Raw genomic sequence first — 16,492 nt, 5'->3', positions numbered from 1 at the left:
TGATAGGGATCGAGAAAATGAAGAAAGCAACAATGAAAACAGGTCTGGGTTCGCTGGCACTGCTGCCGGGCCTGGCAATGGCTGCACCTGCTGTGGCAGACAAAGCCGATAACGCCTTTATGATGATTTGCACCGCGCTGGTGCTGTTCATGACGATTCCGGGGATCGCGCTGTTTTACGGCGGCCTGATCCGCGGCAAGAACGTACTCTCCATGCTGACGCAGGTTGCCGTCACGTTCGCGCTGGTGTGCGTGCTGTGGGTGGTTTACGGTTACTCGCTGGCCTTCGGGGAGGGCAACGCCTTCTTCGGCAACGTTAACTGGGCGATGCTGAAAAATATCGAACTGACCGCGGTGATGGGCAGTTTTTATCAGTATATTCATGTCGCGTTCCAGGGCTCATTCGCCTGCATCACCGTGGGGCTGATTGTGGGCGCGCTGGCTGAGCGTATCCGCTTCTCTGCGGTACTGATTTTCGTGGTGGTCTGGCTGACGCTCTCCTATATCCCGATTGCGCATATGGTCTGGGGAGGTGGTCTGTTGGCTTCCCATGGCGCGCTGGACTTTGCGGGCGGTACCGTTGTGCACATCAACGCCGCGGTAGCAGGTCTGGTAGGCGCATACCTGATTGGTAAGCGCGTGGGCTTCGGGAAGGAAGCATTTAAGCCGCACAATCTGCCGATGGTCTTTACCGGCACCGCCATCCTCTATTTTGGCTGGTTCGGCTTCAACGCAGGTTCAGCCAGCGCCGCTAACGAAATCGCTGCGCTGGCCTTCGTGAATACCGTTGTGGCAACCGCCGGCGCTATCCTCTCATGGGTATTTGGCGAGTGGGCCGTTCGCGGCAAGCCATCGCTGCTGGGTGCCTGTTCCGGGGCGATTGCCGGTCTGGTAGGTATTACGCCAGCGTGCGGTTACGTGGGTGTGGGCGGTGCGCTGCTGATCGGTATCGTCGCAGGACTGGCGGGGCTGTGGGGCGTTACCGCACTGAAACGTATTCTGCGCGTTGACGATCCGTGTGACGTATTCGGCGTACACGGTGTGTGCGGCATCGTCGGCTGTATCATGACCGGTATCTTTGCTGCCCAATCTCTGGGCGGTGTGGGTTACGCAGAAGGCGTGACCATGATGCATCAGGTGCTGGTACAGCTGGAAAGCATCGCGATCACCGTTGTCTGGTCGGGTGTTGTGGCCTTTATCGGTTACAAGCTGGCTGATATGACCGTTGGGCTGCGCGTGCCGGAAGAGCAGGAGCGCGAAGGCCTGGACGTCAACAGCCACGGCGAGAATGCCTATAACGCATAATTTGAGTGCCTTGCCGGGCGGCGGCTTCGCCTTACCCGGCCTGAAAAAGCACAATTCGCAGGCCCGGTGAGCGCAGCTCCACCGGGCTTTTTACATCACCCGCGATTACGCATCACACCTTCCTGCACGGTAGAAGCAACCAGCACGCCATCCTGAGTGTAAAACTCCCCGCGTACAAAGCCGCGCGCGCTGGACGCAGAGGTACTTTCCACGCTGTAAAGCAGCCATTCATTCATATCGAATGGACGGTGGAACCACATGGAATGGTCAATTGTGGCTACCTGCATCCCTTTTTCGAGGAAGCCCACACCGTGCGGCTGTAGCGCAACCGGCAGGAAGTTGAAATCCGACGCATACCCCAGCAGGTACTGATGCACGCGTAAATCTGCGGGTACGCTGCCGTTGGCGCGGATCCACACCTGGCGGGCGGGCTCAGCGGTATGCCCCTTCATTGGGTTATGAAATTCGACCGGGCGGATCTCCAGCGGTTTATCGCACAGAAACTTCTCTTTTACCTGCGGCGGCAGCAGATGCGCGAGAGCGCGGGCAATTTCGGTTTCCGATTTTAGATCGTCCGGCGACGGGGCAGACGGCATCTTTTTTTGATGCTCATAGCCCGGCTCTGGCGCCTGGAACGAGGCGGTCATATAGAAGATGGGTTTGCCATGCTGAATGGCCGCCACGCGACGGGCGCTGAAGCTTTGACCGTCACGCAGAACTTCCACGTCGTAAACAATCGGTTTAGCGCTGTCACCGGGGCGTAAAAAGTAGCTGTGAAACGAGTGCACCAGACGGTCTGCCGGGACGGTCTCCTTGGCGGCATACAGCGCTTGCCCCACGACCTGGCCGCCAAAAACCTGGCGTAAGCCTAAATCTTCGCTCTGTCCGCGAAATAGCCCTTCTTCTATTTTTTCCAGGTTCAGTAATGTCAGCAGATTGTTCAGTGCCTGACTCATAGTGGTCCTCAATAAACGCCGTGGCGAAAGATACGCTGAGTATAACCCAGAAATGAAAGTGGTCCGATGGGTAGAATAATCTTAATATCTGGACGAAATTAGGCATAAATCCGTGATTTGTGCCACACTTGTATTCGTTGTGTGAATAAAACGACATCAGATGGGATCGATCCCGCTGGTGCATTGATGATAAGGAGACTTCAATGAAACTCGTGCCTATGCTCAGTGGTGTAGCAATTGCGGTAGCGTTGTCCGCCTGTGCTGGTAAGAGTGCCGATGTACCGGTGCCAACAGCAAGCGCAAACGGGATTAACACCCTTTCACAGCAAGCTATTCAGCAGCCAAATGTTTCCGGTACGATCTGGATCAAACAGAAGGTTGCGCTGCCGCCGGATGCGGTTTTAACGGTCACGCTGTCTGATGCTTCCCTGGCGGATGCGCCGTCCAAAGTGCTTGCGCAGCGCGCGGTTCGTACGGAGGGTAAACAGGCGCCGTTCAGCTTTGTGCTGCCGTACAACCCGTCTGACGTGCAACCCAATGCGCGTATCCTCCTGAGCGCGGCGGTAACGATCAACGATAAGCTGGTCTTTATCACCGATACCGTGCAGGAAGCGGTCAACAAAGGCGGCACCAAAATCGACCTGACCCTGGTACCGGTGCAGCAAACTGAAGTACCTGTTGCAACGCAGACCAATCAGCCGACTCTGCCTACACCGCCAACACAGCTGTAATTCTCTTTCGCCCTCTCCATGTTGACGGGAGAGGGCGTCAGTACTCCCAGCGATACTTCTGCATATCAATCTGTCCTGCCCCGGACACCTGCACCCCTTCTGAAAGTAAAGCCTGACGCTGGCGCTGCAAGTCTGGCCCGGTGAGGGAAATGGCGCCATGGCGATTGACGACCCGGTGCCACGGTAACGTGCTTCCTTCCGGTAGCCTCCTTAGCACGCCGCCTACCTGACGCGCCGCGCGCGGAGAACCCGCCAGCCGGGCGACTTCCCCATAGGTCGTGACACAGCCTTCCGGGATCGAGGCTACGATTTGCCACACTCGCTGTGGGAAAGTGTCATGTTCGTCCATTGTTACTCCTGCGGGAAATCAGCGAAGGGTAATGTTATACGAAGATAAAGAAGATTGTCGGGGCAGTTTGCGCAATAATCCAGCATCCGGTTGCCAGCGGCTTGCAATTGAGGTGCTCCACAGGGATAATGCGCCAGCGCGTTGGTTATCAACGCTCTCAATGGGGGCTCTGTTGGTTCTCCCGCAACGCTACTCTGTTCACCAGGTCAGGTCCGGAAGGAAGCAGCCAGGGCAGACGACGTGGGTGCCGGGATGTAGCTGGCAGGGCCCCCACCCATTTGAGCTTACGCTAAGTCGTATAGCTTAAAACCTCATCTCTTTGCCAACAATCATTCTGATATAGAGCCGATTATATCCGGCTCCCTTAATCGAAGATGACGTTTTCGGTTTAAGTATGGGGTCCAAGGAATCGATCGCCGTTCAGGTGGATCATATGGGTTGGAGCATCAGCTACCCAGACCTCTGTTTCCCAGGATAATTCCATCAGATATTTTGCCATCACTTTCCGGTCAGGGAAGGCTGTAACGTATACCAATCCGGGTTTAGCAGAAGCAAATAAATTTGCTAACTCACCGTGACGCTTTCCATCGACGGGCCCGTGGGAAGTAACTGATTCAATTAACAGTAGCCAGTTGCGTTTTTGCCAATAAAGAACAACATCGGGCAGTTTACCTTTTCGATCAACACTTACTCCCAGTTCCGCAAGTCGGTCTTTTCTAAAATGATCTTCCTTCGCGCCAGTATCTCCGATGTAAATAACTTCTGCTTCAGGAGCGAAACGAGGACCAAATTCAACGATGATATCCTTGATGAGCTGGCTATGCGCACCGGGGCTTAATTCTAATTCAGTACCGTCATTCAGCTTTAATGGCACCATTTCCATTTTTCGCGCCATGGCATACTGCTCAACTAAGGTCGGTACGTTGCCCATATGTTCTTCAAGCGCTGTTTCCCATTTGGCAGAACCATAGTTTAATAACACGGTATGCAGTTCAGGCGCTATCTGATAGCAAGCTTTAGGGGAGTTAACGGGGCGATCGGGTTTATCCGGATTGTATATAGCTATTCCGCCATCACAAAACTGATGGAGCGTTTGTCGACGGAAGGTTTCACGCGTGTTTGGGGCGTACTCTTTTCCGTAAACGTCTCTACACCAATCCATGATCGGTGTCACACCCAACATTGGGCGTTCAATTTTCTCCCACTCGCCATCAGGATGAAGATCAAGCAATGCGAGCAAAGTTAAAGCCGAACGCTCGTTTATTTGAGCACGAGGCATTCCAAGTTGACGCAACACATCAAGAGCTTGCTCTATTTTTTCCTGCGCTTTCAACGGGTCAGCGATTTTCCCTTTCGTCATAAGATCTAACTCCCTGTTAATAATTTCGTCAATTTGGTTCTGTTTAAGCACTTCATCATCGAACTCACTACCCATTTTTCGCAATACTTGCATTGATGGATAATGAATTGATCTTAGATCAGAGGCATTTACCTGAGTATGCCCACCAAACTGACGGTAATACTTATCCAGCAAAGTGCAGTTCAGATAGACATAAAGCCCGCGGGCGAGATCCGCATCCATACCCATCTTCTGAATATGGAAGACATTGGTTTTATTATCGAAACCGATCAACTCGCCAGGAAGTGAGGAGTCATATAATGTTGCGACAATGCGACGCTTTTCCTCTTTGCTGCTAAATCTTTTTAAAATCAGGAAGTAGCCCTGGTTTTTCCATAACCAGGGACGTGATGATTCGGAAACCCTAATTGCATTAGGCTTTTTCCCATCAAGGGGCCAATTCACTTTGCCGTTCAAATGCTGAGGAAAAAGTAGCGGCACTGACCCGGAATCCATTCTTTCTCTGAGGTCATTTTTAAGGCGAAAGTCAACTACCGGCCCAGTACTAACCTGAACATTAAGCTCGTCCAGAGTTGTTGTAAAAGGGGATAATCTCTCGATTATGTCCTGTTCTCTGGGACTTGCAGCGATATGAATGAACTTTTGTTTGTCTGCTGGGTTAACTATTTTGTCTATCGACACCTTGCGCTGCGTCATATCGGTGGCCGTGATTTGCCCGGATTCTTCATCAAGATGAAAATCTGATGTTGGGCTGGAGGTGATAATAACCTGCCCCTGCGGAACGCCTTTAACACAGTGAATGATGATATTTTCTTGAAGTACTTCATCCTCAGCAAATGCCGCATTACGGGAGTCGAAAATGTGGATGTGCTTGATGGACGTTTCAGAGAGTAAATGCTCACGGAAAGGCTGATAGTAAGGGCCATTACAGAAAGAGCGTGGAATAATCGCCACTAACTCTCCTCCCTTTTTCAGCTGTTTCAAAGCTAACGCCACAAACCCAGAGTATAGGTTGACCGTTTCTATGCCTGCATTGCGTAAAGAGGCCCGGTGAGCGCTCGACGAGAGAATTTTTTTATAAGGGGGATTCATAATCACATGGCTATAAGTCCCTGGCTCTTCACTGGTCGATATATTTTTAGCCAGAAGACTTGCCTCAAGTATGTAATCTACCTTACTAATTTTATGGGTTAATTTTCCATTTGCAGCCTCATCACAGGCTTTCAGTGTCTTGCTAAGATACGGAAGCATCACATCTGCAATGTCGATGGCGTCGAGCTCCATCATGTCGACATCAAGGCGCAACGCTCGTTCTACGAACGCCGCAGAGAGCGACCCCACTCCGCAGCCTGGATCGAGTAGCTTGATGTCACCTTTTATGTTGTCAAACAGGCTTGCCATGAACAGACAAATCGGAGCCGGTGTCATAAACTGACCGAGTGCAGATTTTGTCTTTGGATTTAACAGCTTATTCGCTTCTTTTCTATGCTGATCAGCCAGTTCCAACAAGCGCATCATATTTCCACTAGGTAACAAAAAAGTTCAAATTGCATACTGCTCCTGTGTCATCCGGAACAATATTAAGAGTCAGAATGCGTTACATGCCGACAATGTTACTACAAACAGAGCAGCGATCAGGATATCTTTAGTCCGTAAAAGGCCGCTTTGCCGATCGCCAGCCTAGCCTGCGCCACCGCTAATGGTAAACCCAGCGTCAACAGTCCGTAGCTGTTCAACGGTTGCTTTACCGGTTCTGCTATCCTGGCGTGTAATACAGACTTCATTTAACTGAAATAATAATGTCATAAACTTGTAATAATAGACTGTCATTTTATTTTCGGATGCCTTTATTCTGTCATAAGCTAAAAAATATATATCTGGATAACAAACTTATCTTCGTGTATTAAATTAAACACGTGTTCCGAAAGGATGTGACAATCATGGTTACTGCGGTTTTAAACGTTAAAATTGATGAAGCGCTAAAAGAAAGACTTCGCCACTATGCGGAAGACAATAATGAGAATTTAAGCGTGACCACAGAGAAACTGCTGCTGCTGGCATTTGAAGCAGTAGAAGAGGCGGGAGTATCGGAAGAGGATGTTGATAATCAGCATACGGAAGAAGAGAGTGTAACTCCATTTACTCCTAAAGAAATCAAAGCACTACGTAAACTTCTGAAGAAGAGAAAATGAAACAACAACTATCGACTGCCAGTGACTACAACGAGGCCTGCAATCTGTTACGTTCCGGCTACGTGAAACATGTTCGTCTTGGCTGGAATGTAGGAAGTGATGAGTTCTTTCGTATTGCGTCTGACTGGTGTGATACCGGTGCAAAAATAAAGAAAGAAGGGGATAATTTCATTATTTCGCTGAAAGGCTTCCCGATTCCACCTCAACATTAAGCTGTTCTTCATGAAAATTGCTGACTGCATGCGATACAGTCAGCAGTTTTTATTGTTTCTGGCGAATAATTTACACCAGGCTCCGTTTTACTGGCGCTACACTTTTATTTAATGCACGCCACAGCGGTTTGATCCGCAATAATGCCTCTTCAAGTTCTGGCGGACTGAGTGAGAAGGGCATACGCAGGTAGCGGTCAAACGCGCCTGATAGTCCAAAACGCGTGCCGGTGCCCATAATGATGCCTGTCGTTTCGGCGCGTGCCGCCAGCTGTGTCGCCAGCATGCCGGGTAATTCAATCCAATATGAAAGCCCTCCCTCCGCCTCCTGAAACCGCCATTCGGGGAAATGTTCCCGCAGCATTTGGCCGCAGCGGTCGCGCCGTTCTGCCAGCATTTGCCGCCGGGCAGGCAGGAAGGTTTCACTGTTTTCGATAAGCCACAGCGTGGCCAGCTGTTCCAGCACCGGAGAACCCAGATCCAGCGTGTCGCGCGCCTGCGCGAGGGTGGCGATAGTGCGTGACGAGGCGCGGATCCAGCCGAGACGCAGCCCACCCCAGAAGCTTTTACCTGCGGAACCCAGCGTCATCACAGCGGCCTCCGGGTTAAAGGCGGCCAGCGGCGGCGGCGGGGGAACATCGAACCAGAGATCGACCATGGTTTCATCCACCACCAGCGTGGTGCGGGTCTGCGCGGCGATGTCGGTTATGGTCTGGCGCGTCGCGGCATCCATGCAACGTCCGGTCGGATTATGAAAATCCGGCATCAGATAGGCCAGACGCGGGGCGGTCTGGGCAAGCGTTGCGGCAAAACCGTCGGTATCCCAGCCCGTTTCAGGCAGCGAGACGCCCACGGGCCGGCATAGCGCCCCCTGAATAGCGGCTATCGCCAGCGGGTAGGTAGGATGATCCACCACCACGCGATCCCCGGGGCCGGTCATCATTCTTAAGATCAGGGCGAAGCCGCTGACGGCGCCGTTCACCACCATCACTTCGTCTGCCCGGGTGGGCAGACCGCGTGCGGTGTAGCGGGCGGCGATAGCTTCACGCAGCACCGGAAGCCCAAGCTGATCGTACCCGGTCAGCGCCAGGTTCGGCGTGATGGCCGTCAGCGCGTGGGCGTAGGCCTGGTGGATCTCTGGTCCCGCGTTGAGTGCGGCGGTTGAGAGATCCAGCGCCGCGCTGGCAGTAGAAAGCGTGGGCACGGCGCGGCGGTCTGGCAGGATCGCCCGCGAACCGCTGCCGTGACGGCTCTCCAGATAACCCTCTTCCCGCAGATGCGCCAGCGCGCTGCTGATGGTCGTGCGGCTTACGCTCAGAGCGGCGGCCAGTTCCCGCTCTCCGGGCAGGCGCGTGTTTAACGCCAGCCTGCCATCCAGAATTAACAGGCGTAACGCGTCAGCCAGCTGGCGCCACAGCGGGGTGCGGGAAGAGGCTTGCTGCCAGTGCCCTAACAGGCGTACCAGAGACTGGCTTCCAAAACGACGTGATGACATATGCAGTCCACTATTTGAAAACTGGACATTAATCATAGTGCCATTTTCACCGAAGATGGAACCTGGTTCTTCGGAGAAGAGAAAATGGTACGTCGTCTGGTACAACTTTATGTCGGTTTAGGCCTGTACGGGCTTTCAACCGCGATGTTTATTCGTTCGGATCTGGGTGTCGACCCGTGGGATGTCTTTCACCTTGGCGTCGCCATCCAGACCGGGATGAGCATCGGCACGGTGATTATTTTAACCGGGGCCGCGGTGCTGCTGCTGTGGATCCCGCTGCGTCAGCTGCCGGGACTGGGTACTATCAGTAATGTGATTTGTATTGGTCTGGCGGCCGATGCGTCAATGGCGCTGATCCCTGAGCTCACCTCGCTGCCCGTGCGCATCACCCTGCTGGTTTCCGGCATTGTGGTTAACGCCCTTGCCACCGGGATGTATATCGGCGCGGGTTTTGGCGCAGGCCCGCGCGACGGTCTGATGACCGGCATACATGCCCGGCTGGGCTGGTCGATCCGCAGCGTGCGTACCGCGATCGAGGTGACCGTGTTGATCGTCGGCTACCTCCTCGGGGGAGCGTTTGGCGTTGGAACCGTACTGTATGCATTAACCATCGGCCCGCTGATCCAGCTCTGTTTGCCGTGGTTTCGTCAGGGACCGCGCATTCAGAAAGCCGCGCGGCCGGAGCGGATTGTTTAATTTTGCGAAGCGCTCACAGGCTATGATGGCGTAACTGTGTCAGAATAGAGACTTCTCTTTTTACGACGCCAGAATGTATGAAAGCGATCACTCTTTATGACGTTGCCCGCGTGGCGGGCGTTTCCTATCAGACCGTTTCCCGGGTGATTAACGACGCAGAACACGTTTCTGCCCGTACGCGGGAAAAGGTCCGGCAGGCCATGGCGGCGCTACACTATGTGCCTAACCGTGGCGCGCAGCAGCTGGCCGGGAAACGTACCCGCACGCTGGGGCTGATGACCAGCGATCTGGCGCTGCATGCGCCGTCGCAAATCGCCTCAGCTGTAAAATCCCGGGCAGTGGAGCAGGGGGCTAGCGTACTCATCTCCATGGTGGAGCAACCCGCGCAGTGTCAGGCTGCTTTGCAGGAATTACTGGCGCAGCGCGTGGAGGCGCTGCTGGTGAACGTTCCGCTGGAAGATGCACAGGCAGAAATGCTTCAGGAAATGGCCTCGCCGACCCCGGTTCTTTTTCTCGATGTTTCCCCCACAGCTCGGGTTAACAGCCTTGTTTTCAATGCCGAACAGGGCGCTGGCCTGGGGGCAGAGCATCTGCTTTCGCTGGGGCACCAGCGAATTGCGCTGCTCGCCGGGCCGGAAAGTTCTGTCTCTGCCCGGGCTCGTCTGGCGGGATGGAAAACCACGCTGGCCCGGGCCGGCGTGGAGGCGTTTGCGGTGGCGCAGGGCGACTGGAGCGCGGCCTCGGGCTATGAGAAAGGGCATCAGCTCCTGGCGGGCGCGCAGCTGCCGGAGGCGATCCTCGTCGCTAACGATCAGATGGCGCTTGGCGTTTTACGCGCCTGTGCGGAAAAAGGCGTTGCGGTACCGGGGCAGATCTCGGTTGTCGGGTTTGATGATACGGCTGACAGCGCGTGGTTTTCACCTCCGCTCACCACCGTTCGGCAGGCGTTCCGCGAGGCCGGTGAGCGCAGCGTGGAGTGGCTGATGGCACCTGACCATCACGACGAATGCTGGCAGGAACAACTTCCTGTTACGTTGATAGTACGTCATTCCACCGCGCCGCGCGCCGCACAGCAGGCCGATCGTGAAGATCTGGCGCAACAGCTCAGAACGCTGGCGCTGCTGGCGGAGAAACTGGCGCGCAGCTAGCACTTTTGTGATCGTGCTCGCCTGGTGACGATCAAAGTCTTTACCGCCACCGTTTACCAGGGCATGTTGGCTGAAATTGTGAGCGCTTCGCAAAGAGGTTGATATGTCTTCTACATTGCCGCTGACCCTCAGCGCACTTCTGGCGCGTCGTGACTGGGAAAACCCGGGCGTGACGCAGTGGAATCGTCTGGCTACACACGCGCCTTTTCATAGCTGGCGCGATGAAACCTTCGCCCGCGAGGATAAACTTTCGCTAAGCAAGCGTCTGCTTAACGGCGTCTGGCGATTCAGCTTTTTCCCGGCGCCAGAGCAGGTTCCCGAGGCATGGATAACGGACGATCTGGCTGACGCCGTTGGGATGCCCGTGCCGTCGAACTGGCAGATGGAGGGATTTGACACTCCCATCTATACCAACGTCACCTATCCGATAAATGTGAACCCGCCGTATGTTCCGGCTGAAAACCCAACTGGTTGTTACTCGCTCACATTTGAGATGAATGACGCCTGGCTGTGCAGTGGGCAAACCCGCATTATTTTTGACGGGGTGAATTCAGCTTTTCATCTGTGGTGTAACGGCCAGTGGGTGGGCTATTCGCAGGACAGCCGTCTGCCTGCGGAGTTCGATCTTAGCGCGGTGCTGCGACCGGGGCAGAACCGTCTGGCGGTGATGGTGTTACGCTGGTGCGACGGAAGCTACCTGGAAGATCAGGACATGTGGCGGATGAGCGGCATTTTCCGTGACGTCTCGCTGCTGCACAAGCCGGAAACGCGAATTGCCGATTATCAGATCGTGACCGATCTGAATGCCGAATGCGATCGGGCGATACTCCGGGTTGACGTTGCGCTGGAAGGCTCACGCTACGCCGAATGCGAGGTGGCGTTTACCCTGTGGCGTAACGGCGAAGCCTGCGCGCAAACCACGCAGCAGCCCGGATCGGCCATCGTGGACGAACGCGGCAGTTGGGCAGAACGGCTCACGGTGGCGATCCCCGTGAACGCTCCCGCGCTGTGGAGCGCTGAAACACCGGAATGCTATCGGCTGACAATGTCGCTTCGGGATGCGCAGGGTAACGTGCTGGAAACTGAAGCCTGCGATGTCGGTTTCAGACGCGTCGAAATCAGCAACGGCCTGCTGAAGCTTAACGGCAAACCGCTGCTGATCCGCGGCGTGAACCGTCACGAACATCATCCTGAGAAGGGGCAGGTGATGGATGAGGCGACCATGCGCCGCGACATCGAACTGATGAAGCAGCATAACTTCAACGCCGTGCGCTGCTCGCATTATCCGAACCATCCTCTGTGGTACACGCTTTGCGATCGCTACGGCCTGTACGTGGTCGATGAGGCGAATATTGAAACCCACGGCATGGTGCCGATGAGCCGCCTGGCGGACGATCCGCGCTGGCTGCCTGCCATGAGCGAACGCGTAACGCGTATGGTGCAGCGGGACCGGAATCATCCGTCCATCATCATCTGGTCCCTGGGGAATGAGTCCGGGCATGGGGCGAATCACGATGCGCTGTACCGCTGGCTGAAAACCGCCGATCCCACGCGGCCGGTGCAGTACGAAGGCGGTGGCGCCAGTACGGCCGCTACCGATATTGTCTGCCCGATGTATGCCCGCGTCGATCAGGATCAGCCATTCCCGGCGGTGCCAAAGTGGTCGATTAAAAAGTGGATCGGCATGCCGGACGAAACCCGTCCGCTGATCCTGTGCGAGTATGCCCACGCGATGGGCAACAGCTTTGGCGGCTTTGCCAGCTACTGGCAGGCATTCCGCAGCCATCCCCGGTTGCAGGGCGGGTTTGTCTGGGACTGGGTCGATCAGGCGCTGACGAAAAAAGCGGAAGACGGCACGGCATTCTGGGCCTACGGCGGCGATTTTGGCGATAAGCCCAACGACCGTCAGTTCTGCCTCAACGGGCTGGTGTTTCCCGATCGCACTCCGCACCCCGCCCTTTACGAGGCGCAGCGTGCCCAGCAGTTCTTTACCTTTACGCTGGTGAGCACCGCTCCGCTGGTCGTCGAGATCCAGAGCGATTATCTGTTCCGTCATACTGACAACGAGCATCTGCGATGGTCAGTGGCACGTGACGGTGCGGTATTGGCCTCCGGCGAAACACCCCTTTCTGTTGCGCCTCAGGAGACGCAGCGCGTTGAGATCCCGCTGCCTGAGCTTGTCGCTGAGCCGGGCGAGGTCTGGCTCAACGTGGAGATCGTTCAGCCGCAGGCCACGCCGTGGTCGCCGCCCGGCCACCGTTGTGCCTGGGATCAGTGGCCGCTCCCGGTTCCGCTGTACCTTGCGCCACCGAAAGCGGGCGGAACCCCTCCGCAGCTAACGGTGCAGGACGAGGCGCTGGACATCACTCATCAGCAGCAGCGCTGGCAGTTTAGCCGTCTCACCGGAAACCTGACCCAGTGGTGGAACGAGGGCGCTGAAACGCTCCGTTCCCCGCTAACGGATAACTTCACCCGCGCGCCGCTGGACAATGACATTGGCGTCAGCGAGGCGACCCGCATCGATCCGAACGCGTGGGTGGAACGCTGGAAAGCGGCGGGGATGTATGAGATGTCCTCGCGCCTCCTCCAGTGTGAAGCGGAGCAGCATGCCCGTGAGGTGGTGGTGACCACGCAGCACGTCTGGGAACATCAGGGAAAAGCGCTGTTTATCAGCTGCAAGGTCTGGCGGATTGATGACCACGGGGTACTGCACGGTGATGTGCAGGTGACGGTGGCATCTGACATTCCTGAGCCCGCTCGCGTGGGCCTGAGCGTTATGCTGGCGGATATCCCGGAAACGGTGCGCTGGCTGGGGCTCGGGCCACTAGAGAACTATCCGGACAGAAAACTGGCGGCGCAGCAGGGGCGCTGGGCGTTACCGCTGGAAGAGATGCAGACGCCGTATATCTTCCCGACGGAGAACGGTTTGCGCTGCGACACCCGCGAGCTGACGTTTGGCTCCCATCAGTGGCAGGGACAGTTCCATTTCTCCCTGAGCCGTTATAGCCAGCGGCAGCTGCATGAGACAACGCATCAGCATTTTCTGCGGGAAGAGGCTGGCTGCTGGTTGAATCTTGATGCGTTTCACATGGGCGTAGGGGGGGACGACTCATGGAGCCCGAGCGTAGCCCCGGCCTTCATTCTGCAAAACCGCCGGCTGCGCTTCACGTTTAGCTGGCAGCAGAACGGCTGAGCCGACACGTGCGGCCACTACCGTGGCCGCAATGCTTATCTCAGGATCCCGCTTACGCCGTGAATGCTCATATAAATTCCGACTACCGCGATCAGTGCCGCTGAGATCCACGGCGCCTTGCGCGAAAAGGCGCTAAAGCCGGGCCAGCGCTTCGCCGCATGTTTCATGCTTAATGCGGCAATTGCGCCAGAGGCGACGAGAGTGAGCGCCAGCCCGATACTGAAACTGAACACCAGCGTGGCGCCGAGCGCGAAATGTTTCAGTTGCAGGCAGATCAGCAGCACCGTAATGGAGGCCGGACAGGGGATAAGCCCACCGGTCAGGCCGAATAGCGCGATTTGCCCGGTGGTGACCTCTTTACCATTGAAGCGCCGGTTAATGTCCTGGGCGTGTGCGCGCTGGTGGGCATCCTGCCACTCCTCTTCAACCAGAGGAGACGTGTGGTCGTGATGATGCGCGTGGTCGTGATGATGCGCGTGGTCGTGATGATCATGATGGTGATGATGATCATCATGGTGGTGATGCGGCTGGCTCTCCTGCCAGGTTCGCCACGCCATCCACAGGGCGATCAACACGATCAGAACCCCGGAAATCAACTGAAACCAGGGCTCAGAAGTATCTGCATCCCATCCCCGACCAAACCCTAATCCTGCCATCGCAATGATCCAGACGACCGCCGTATGAGACAGCGTTGCGGACAACCCAAGCAACACAGCCTGTTTCAGCGTACCGCGGATCGCCACAATGAAAGCCGCCATCATTGTTTTTGAATGGCCTGGCTCGAGGCCGTGGAGCGCGCCAAGCAGGATGGCGCTGGGGACAAACAGCCAGGCGTTACCCTGCTGAAGAAGAGAAGAAAAAGCGTTCATTGAACATTCCGGGGTGGAAAACATGCCGAGAATACTACTCCCCCCCAGTAGTATAATACTACCCCCCAGTAGAAAAATACCCAGGGGGAGTAGAGCGTGATATGCTTTTTACGCCACCAAAGAGGAGCTAAGCGATGTCACACACAGTTTGTGATAAAAAGAAGTTATTGACCCGCCTGAAAAAAATTCAGGGGCAAAGCGCTGCGCTGGAAAAAATGCTCAACAGCGATCATGAATGCGCCGAGGTGTTACAGCAGCTGGCGGCGATCAGGGGCGCGGTAAACGGCATGATGATGCAAGTAATTGAGGGACATTTAACCGATCACGTGGTGAAAGAGCCAGAGGAAGCGCAGCGCGAGGCCGATCTCGGGGTCGTGATGCAGGTGATCAAATCGTACCTTAAGTAATGTGCTTCTCCAGATTGTGCCCGGCCCAGAGAATGAAATCCTCTTTAGGCAGCGCCTTGCTGAAATACCAGCCCTGGCCGTACTGCACGCCGTGGCGATGCAACCATTCGATCTGCCCTTCAGTTTCAATGCCTTCTGCGACCATCGCCAGTTTAAGCGATTTGGCCATTTCGATGATGTGGGGAGTCACGTTCTTGTACTCCAGCGCATCCACAAAGGATTTATCAATCTTCAGGGTATCGACATCCAGATCCTGCAAATAGCTCAGGCTGGAGTAACCCGTACCAAAATCATCAATGTAGATAGCGTGCCCGGCGCGGCGAAACGCAGCGATGGCAGGCACGCTGACGGCGGGATCGGCAAAGCCGCGCTCGGTTAATTCAAGGGCGATCTGGCGCGGGTGGACGCCCCATTTGTTGAGCAACTGACTCAGCTGGCGAGGCAGCTCGGGGGACGTTAAATCCGATGGCGCAAGGTTGACAGAAATGTGCAGTTCCGGGTGATGGTGCAGCCAGGCGCCTAGATCCTCAAACACCTCATTCACCACCAGCTGCGTGAGCTTTGAAATAAGCCCCGTCTGCTCAGCCAGCGGAACAAAGAGATTAGGCGACAGGTTACTGCCATCCGGCTGCGGCCAGCGCATCAGCGCTTCAGCACCCACCAGTTTTCCACTACACAGCGCCACGATGGGCTGGTAGTGAACCTCGATCTCCCGGTTGTTGATCGCGTCGATCAGGCGGTGACGCGGGGACAGCAAACGGCGGAGGATGCGCAGGACAATAAGGGCACCAGCCAGGCTTAGCAAGATGCCAGCCGGTAGCCAGATGATCAGCTGCTGGTGCCACGATTCCGCCAGCGGTTTTAACGACGCCCACGCGATCACCGTAAACCCCAGTTCGGGTACAGGTTTCAACACGTACATCGAGCCGTTGTATTGCACGCGCGTAACGTCCTGCTGCTCCTTAACGACAGAAAGAATATACGGGTCGACAATATTGCTTCTGGCAAATATCCGATGGGTTTCGCTGCCCACCAGGGCGGCATCCATCGAAATATCACCGAAAGGGACAACATCCACAAGCGAGGCCGGATCAACCATCACCAGATAATGTCCTTTCCCCAGAACGGCCATATAACGGTGAATGCCGAGGTCGTTTTGTGAGGTGAGCCACGCGCTATACCCGTCTGCGGTGATCCGCATCGGGGGCGGTAAGATCGCCGTATTACTGGATTGTTCCAGGGATGAGCAGAGCGGCTTCAGGTTATCGGTATACATCACTTCCTGAATATAGCGCCAGGAGAACGCGACCCGGCGCATTTCGCGTAAATGCGGGGGAGTGCAGGGTGGGGCGTGGAATGTCTGTAGGTGCGTGAGCGCCTGTTTTGCCTGCGCAACGACTCTGTCGGTACGGATCAGGACGCGCGAGGCATAGCTGTCCAGAGCGTCCACAAATTTATCCTCTGCCTGACGATGCGCCAGCCAGATACTGAGGCACACAGGGACCAGCACAGAGAAGATCAGTATGCCTGTTACCAGGCTGGCCAGATGTCGGGTTCGCATGCTGCTTTATCCTTTCCATATG

At 55.5% G+C, this 16,492-nt stretch carries 14 protein-coding genes and 1 other RNA gene; 9 read left to right on the top strand and 6 right to left on the bottom strand.

The features are described 5' to 3' along the window. Positions 1–17: 17 nt before the first annotated feature. Positions 18–1,304, top strand: coding sequence for an ammonium transporter AmtB (gene amtB / locus ACJTMZ_RS08240; RefSeq protein WP_063933135.1), 1,287 nt, complete (start codon positions 18–20; stop codon positions 1,302–1,304). 95 nt (positions 1,305–1,399) lie between these two features. Here the strand turns inward: amtB and tesB are convergent, their stop codons facing one another. Continuing rightward, on the bottom strand, positions 1,400–2,260 hold the full coding sequence (gene tesB / locus ACJTMZ_RS08235; RefSeq protein ID WP_015571264.1) for an acyl-CoA thioesterase II: 861 nt from the start codon (positions 2,258–2,260) through the stop codon (positions 1,400–1,402). Positions 2,261–2,463: 203 nt separating this feature from the next. On the opposite strand from tesB, the gene ACJTMZ_RS08230 reads away from it, so the two are divergent. Continuing rightward, positions 2,464–2,991: a YbaY family lipoprotein gene (locus ACJTMZ_RS08230; RefSeq protein ID WP_023296032.1), complete on the top strand. Its 528-nt coding sequence runs from the start codon at positions 2,464–2,466 to the stop codon at positions 2,989–2,991. 37 nt (positions 2,992–3,028) lie between these two features. On the opposite strand, the gene ACJTMZ_RS08225 is transcribed toward ACJTMZ_RS08230, so the two are convergent. Further along, entirely contained in the window at positions 3,029–3,340 is a 312-nt protein-coding gene (locus ACJTMZ_RS08225) for an MGMT family protein (protein WP_003859016.1), read from the bottom strand. A gap of 170 nt (positions 3,341–3,510) precedes the next feature. On the opposite strand from ACJTMZ_RS08225, the gene ffs reads away from it, so the two are divergent. Continuing rightward, positions 3,511–3,607, top strand: an RNA gene (gene ffs / locus ACJTMZ_RS08220) — signal recognition particle sRNA small type. A gap of 121 nt (positions 3,608–3,728) precedes the next feature. Here ffs and ACJTMZ_RS08215 read toward each other — a convergent pair. After that, on the bottom strand, positions 3,729–6,218 hold the full coding sequence (locus ACJTMZ_RS08215) for a BsuBI/PstI family type II restriction endonuclease (RefSeq protein ID WP_408626896.1): 2,490 nt from the start codon (positions 6,216–6,218) through the stop codon (positions 3,729–3,731). Between the two features lie 422 nt (positions 6,219–6,640). Here ACJTMZ_RS08215 and ACJTMZ_RS08210 point away from each other — a divergent pair, with 422 nt between their 5' ends. Together ACJTMZ_RS08210 and ACJTMZ_RS08205 are read left to right on the top strand one after the other, a co-directional pair. Beyond that, positions 6,641–6,892, top strand: coding sequence for a hypothetical protein (locus ACJTMZ_RS08210; RefSeq protein WP_006809862.1), 252 nt, complete (start codon positions 6,641–6,643; stop codon positions 6,890–6,892). Further along, the gene (locus tag ACJTMZ_RS08205) at positions 6,889–7,104 is read left to right on the top strand and encodes a hypothetical protein (protein ID WP_015571263.1); all 216 of its coding nucleotides are present in this window, start codon (positions 6,889–6,891) and stop codon (positions 7,102–7,104) included. Before ACJTMZ_RS08210 ends, ACJTMZ_RS08205 begins: the two co-directional genes overlap by 4 nt. A gap of 70 nt (positions 7,105–7,174) precedes the next feature. Here the strand turns inward: ACJTMZ_RS08205 and ACJTMZ_RS08200 are convergent, their stop codons facing one another. After that, entirely contained in the window at positions 7,175–8,596 is a 1,422-nt protein-coding gene (locus tag ACJTMZ_RS08200) for an aminotransferase class I/II-fold pyridoxal phosphate-dependent enzyme (RefSeq protein WP_252010922.1), read from the bottom strand. Positions 8,597–8,680: 84 nt separating this feature from the next. On the opposite strand from ACJTMZ_RS08200, the gene ACJTMZ_RS08195 reads away from it, so the two are divergent. From ACJTMZ_RS08195 to ACJTMZ_RS08185, 3 genes are all read left to right on the top strand, one after another. Next, complete coding sequence (locus ACJTMZ_RS08195) at positions 8,681–9,292, top strand: YitT family protein (RefSeq protein ID WP_015571261.1); 612 nt, start codon at positions 8,681–8,683, stop codon at positions 9,290–9,292. A 77-nt stretch (positions 9,293–9,369) separates the two neighbouring features. Then, positions 9,370–10,440, top strand: a complete 1,071-nt coding sequence (locus ACJTMZ_RS08190; protein ID WP_015571260.1) for a LacI family DNA-binding transcriptional regulator — start codon at positions 9,370–9,372, stop codon at positions 10,438–10,440. Between the two features lie 103 nt (positions 10,441–10,543). Further along, positions 10,544–13,633, top strand: a complete 3,090-nt coding sequence (locus tag ACJTMZ_RS08185; RefSeq protein WP_047365342.1) for a beta-galactosidase — start codon at positions 10,544–10,546, stop codon at positions 13,631–13,633. 35 nt (positions 13,634–13,668) lie between these two features. Here ACJTMZ_RS08185 and ACJTMZ_RS08180 read toward each other — a convergent pair whose 3' ends face one another. Then, positions 13,669–14,502, bottom strand: coding sequence for a nickel/cobalt efflux transporter (locus ACJTMZ_RS08180; RefSeq protein ID WP_252010921.1), 834 nt, complete (start codon positions 14,500–14,502; stop codon positions 13,669–13,671). A 134-nt stretch (positions 14,503–14,636) separates the two neighbouring features. Between ACJTMZ_RS08180 and ACJTMZ_RS08175 the strand changes: the two genes are divergently transcribed. Continuing rightward, positions 14,637–14,909 (top strand): metal-sensing transcriptional repressor, encoded by a 273-nt coding sequence (locus ACJTMZ_RS08175; RefSeq protein ID WP_252010920.1) that lies wholly within the window; start codon positions 14,637–14,639, stop codon positions 14,907–14,909. Here the strand turns inward: ACJTMZ_RS08175 and ACJTMZ_RS08170 are convergent. Beyond that, a complete protein-coding gene (locus tag ACJTMZ_RS08170) occupies positions 14,902–16,470 on the bottom strand; it encodes an EAL domain-containing protein (RefSeq protein WP_252010919.1) in 1,569 nt (522 codons plus the stop codon). The genes ACJTMZ_RS08175 and ACJTMZ_RS08170 overlap by 8 nt on opposite strands. Positions 16,471–16,492 lie beyond the last annotated feature (22 nt).

Origin of the sequence: Enterobacter sp. DN (genome assembly GCF_046054285.1) — a bacterium.
Classification (GTDB): Bacteria; Pseudomonadota; Gammaproteobacteria; order Enterobacterales; family Enterobacteriaceae; genus Enterobacter; species Enterobacter hormaechei_C.
The sequence above is the reverse complement of the archived record's forward strand: the minus strand, read 5'-3'. Positions and strand labels throughout refer to the sequence as shown.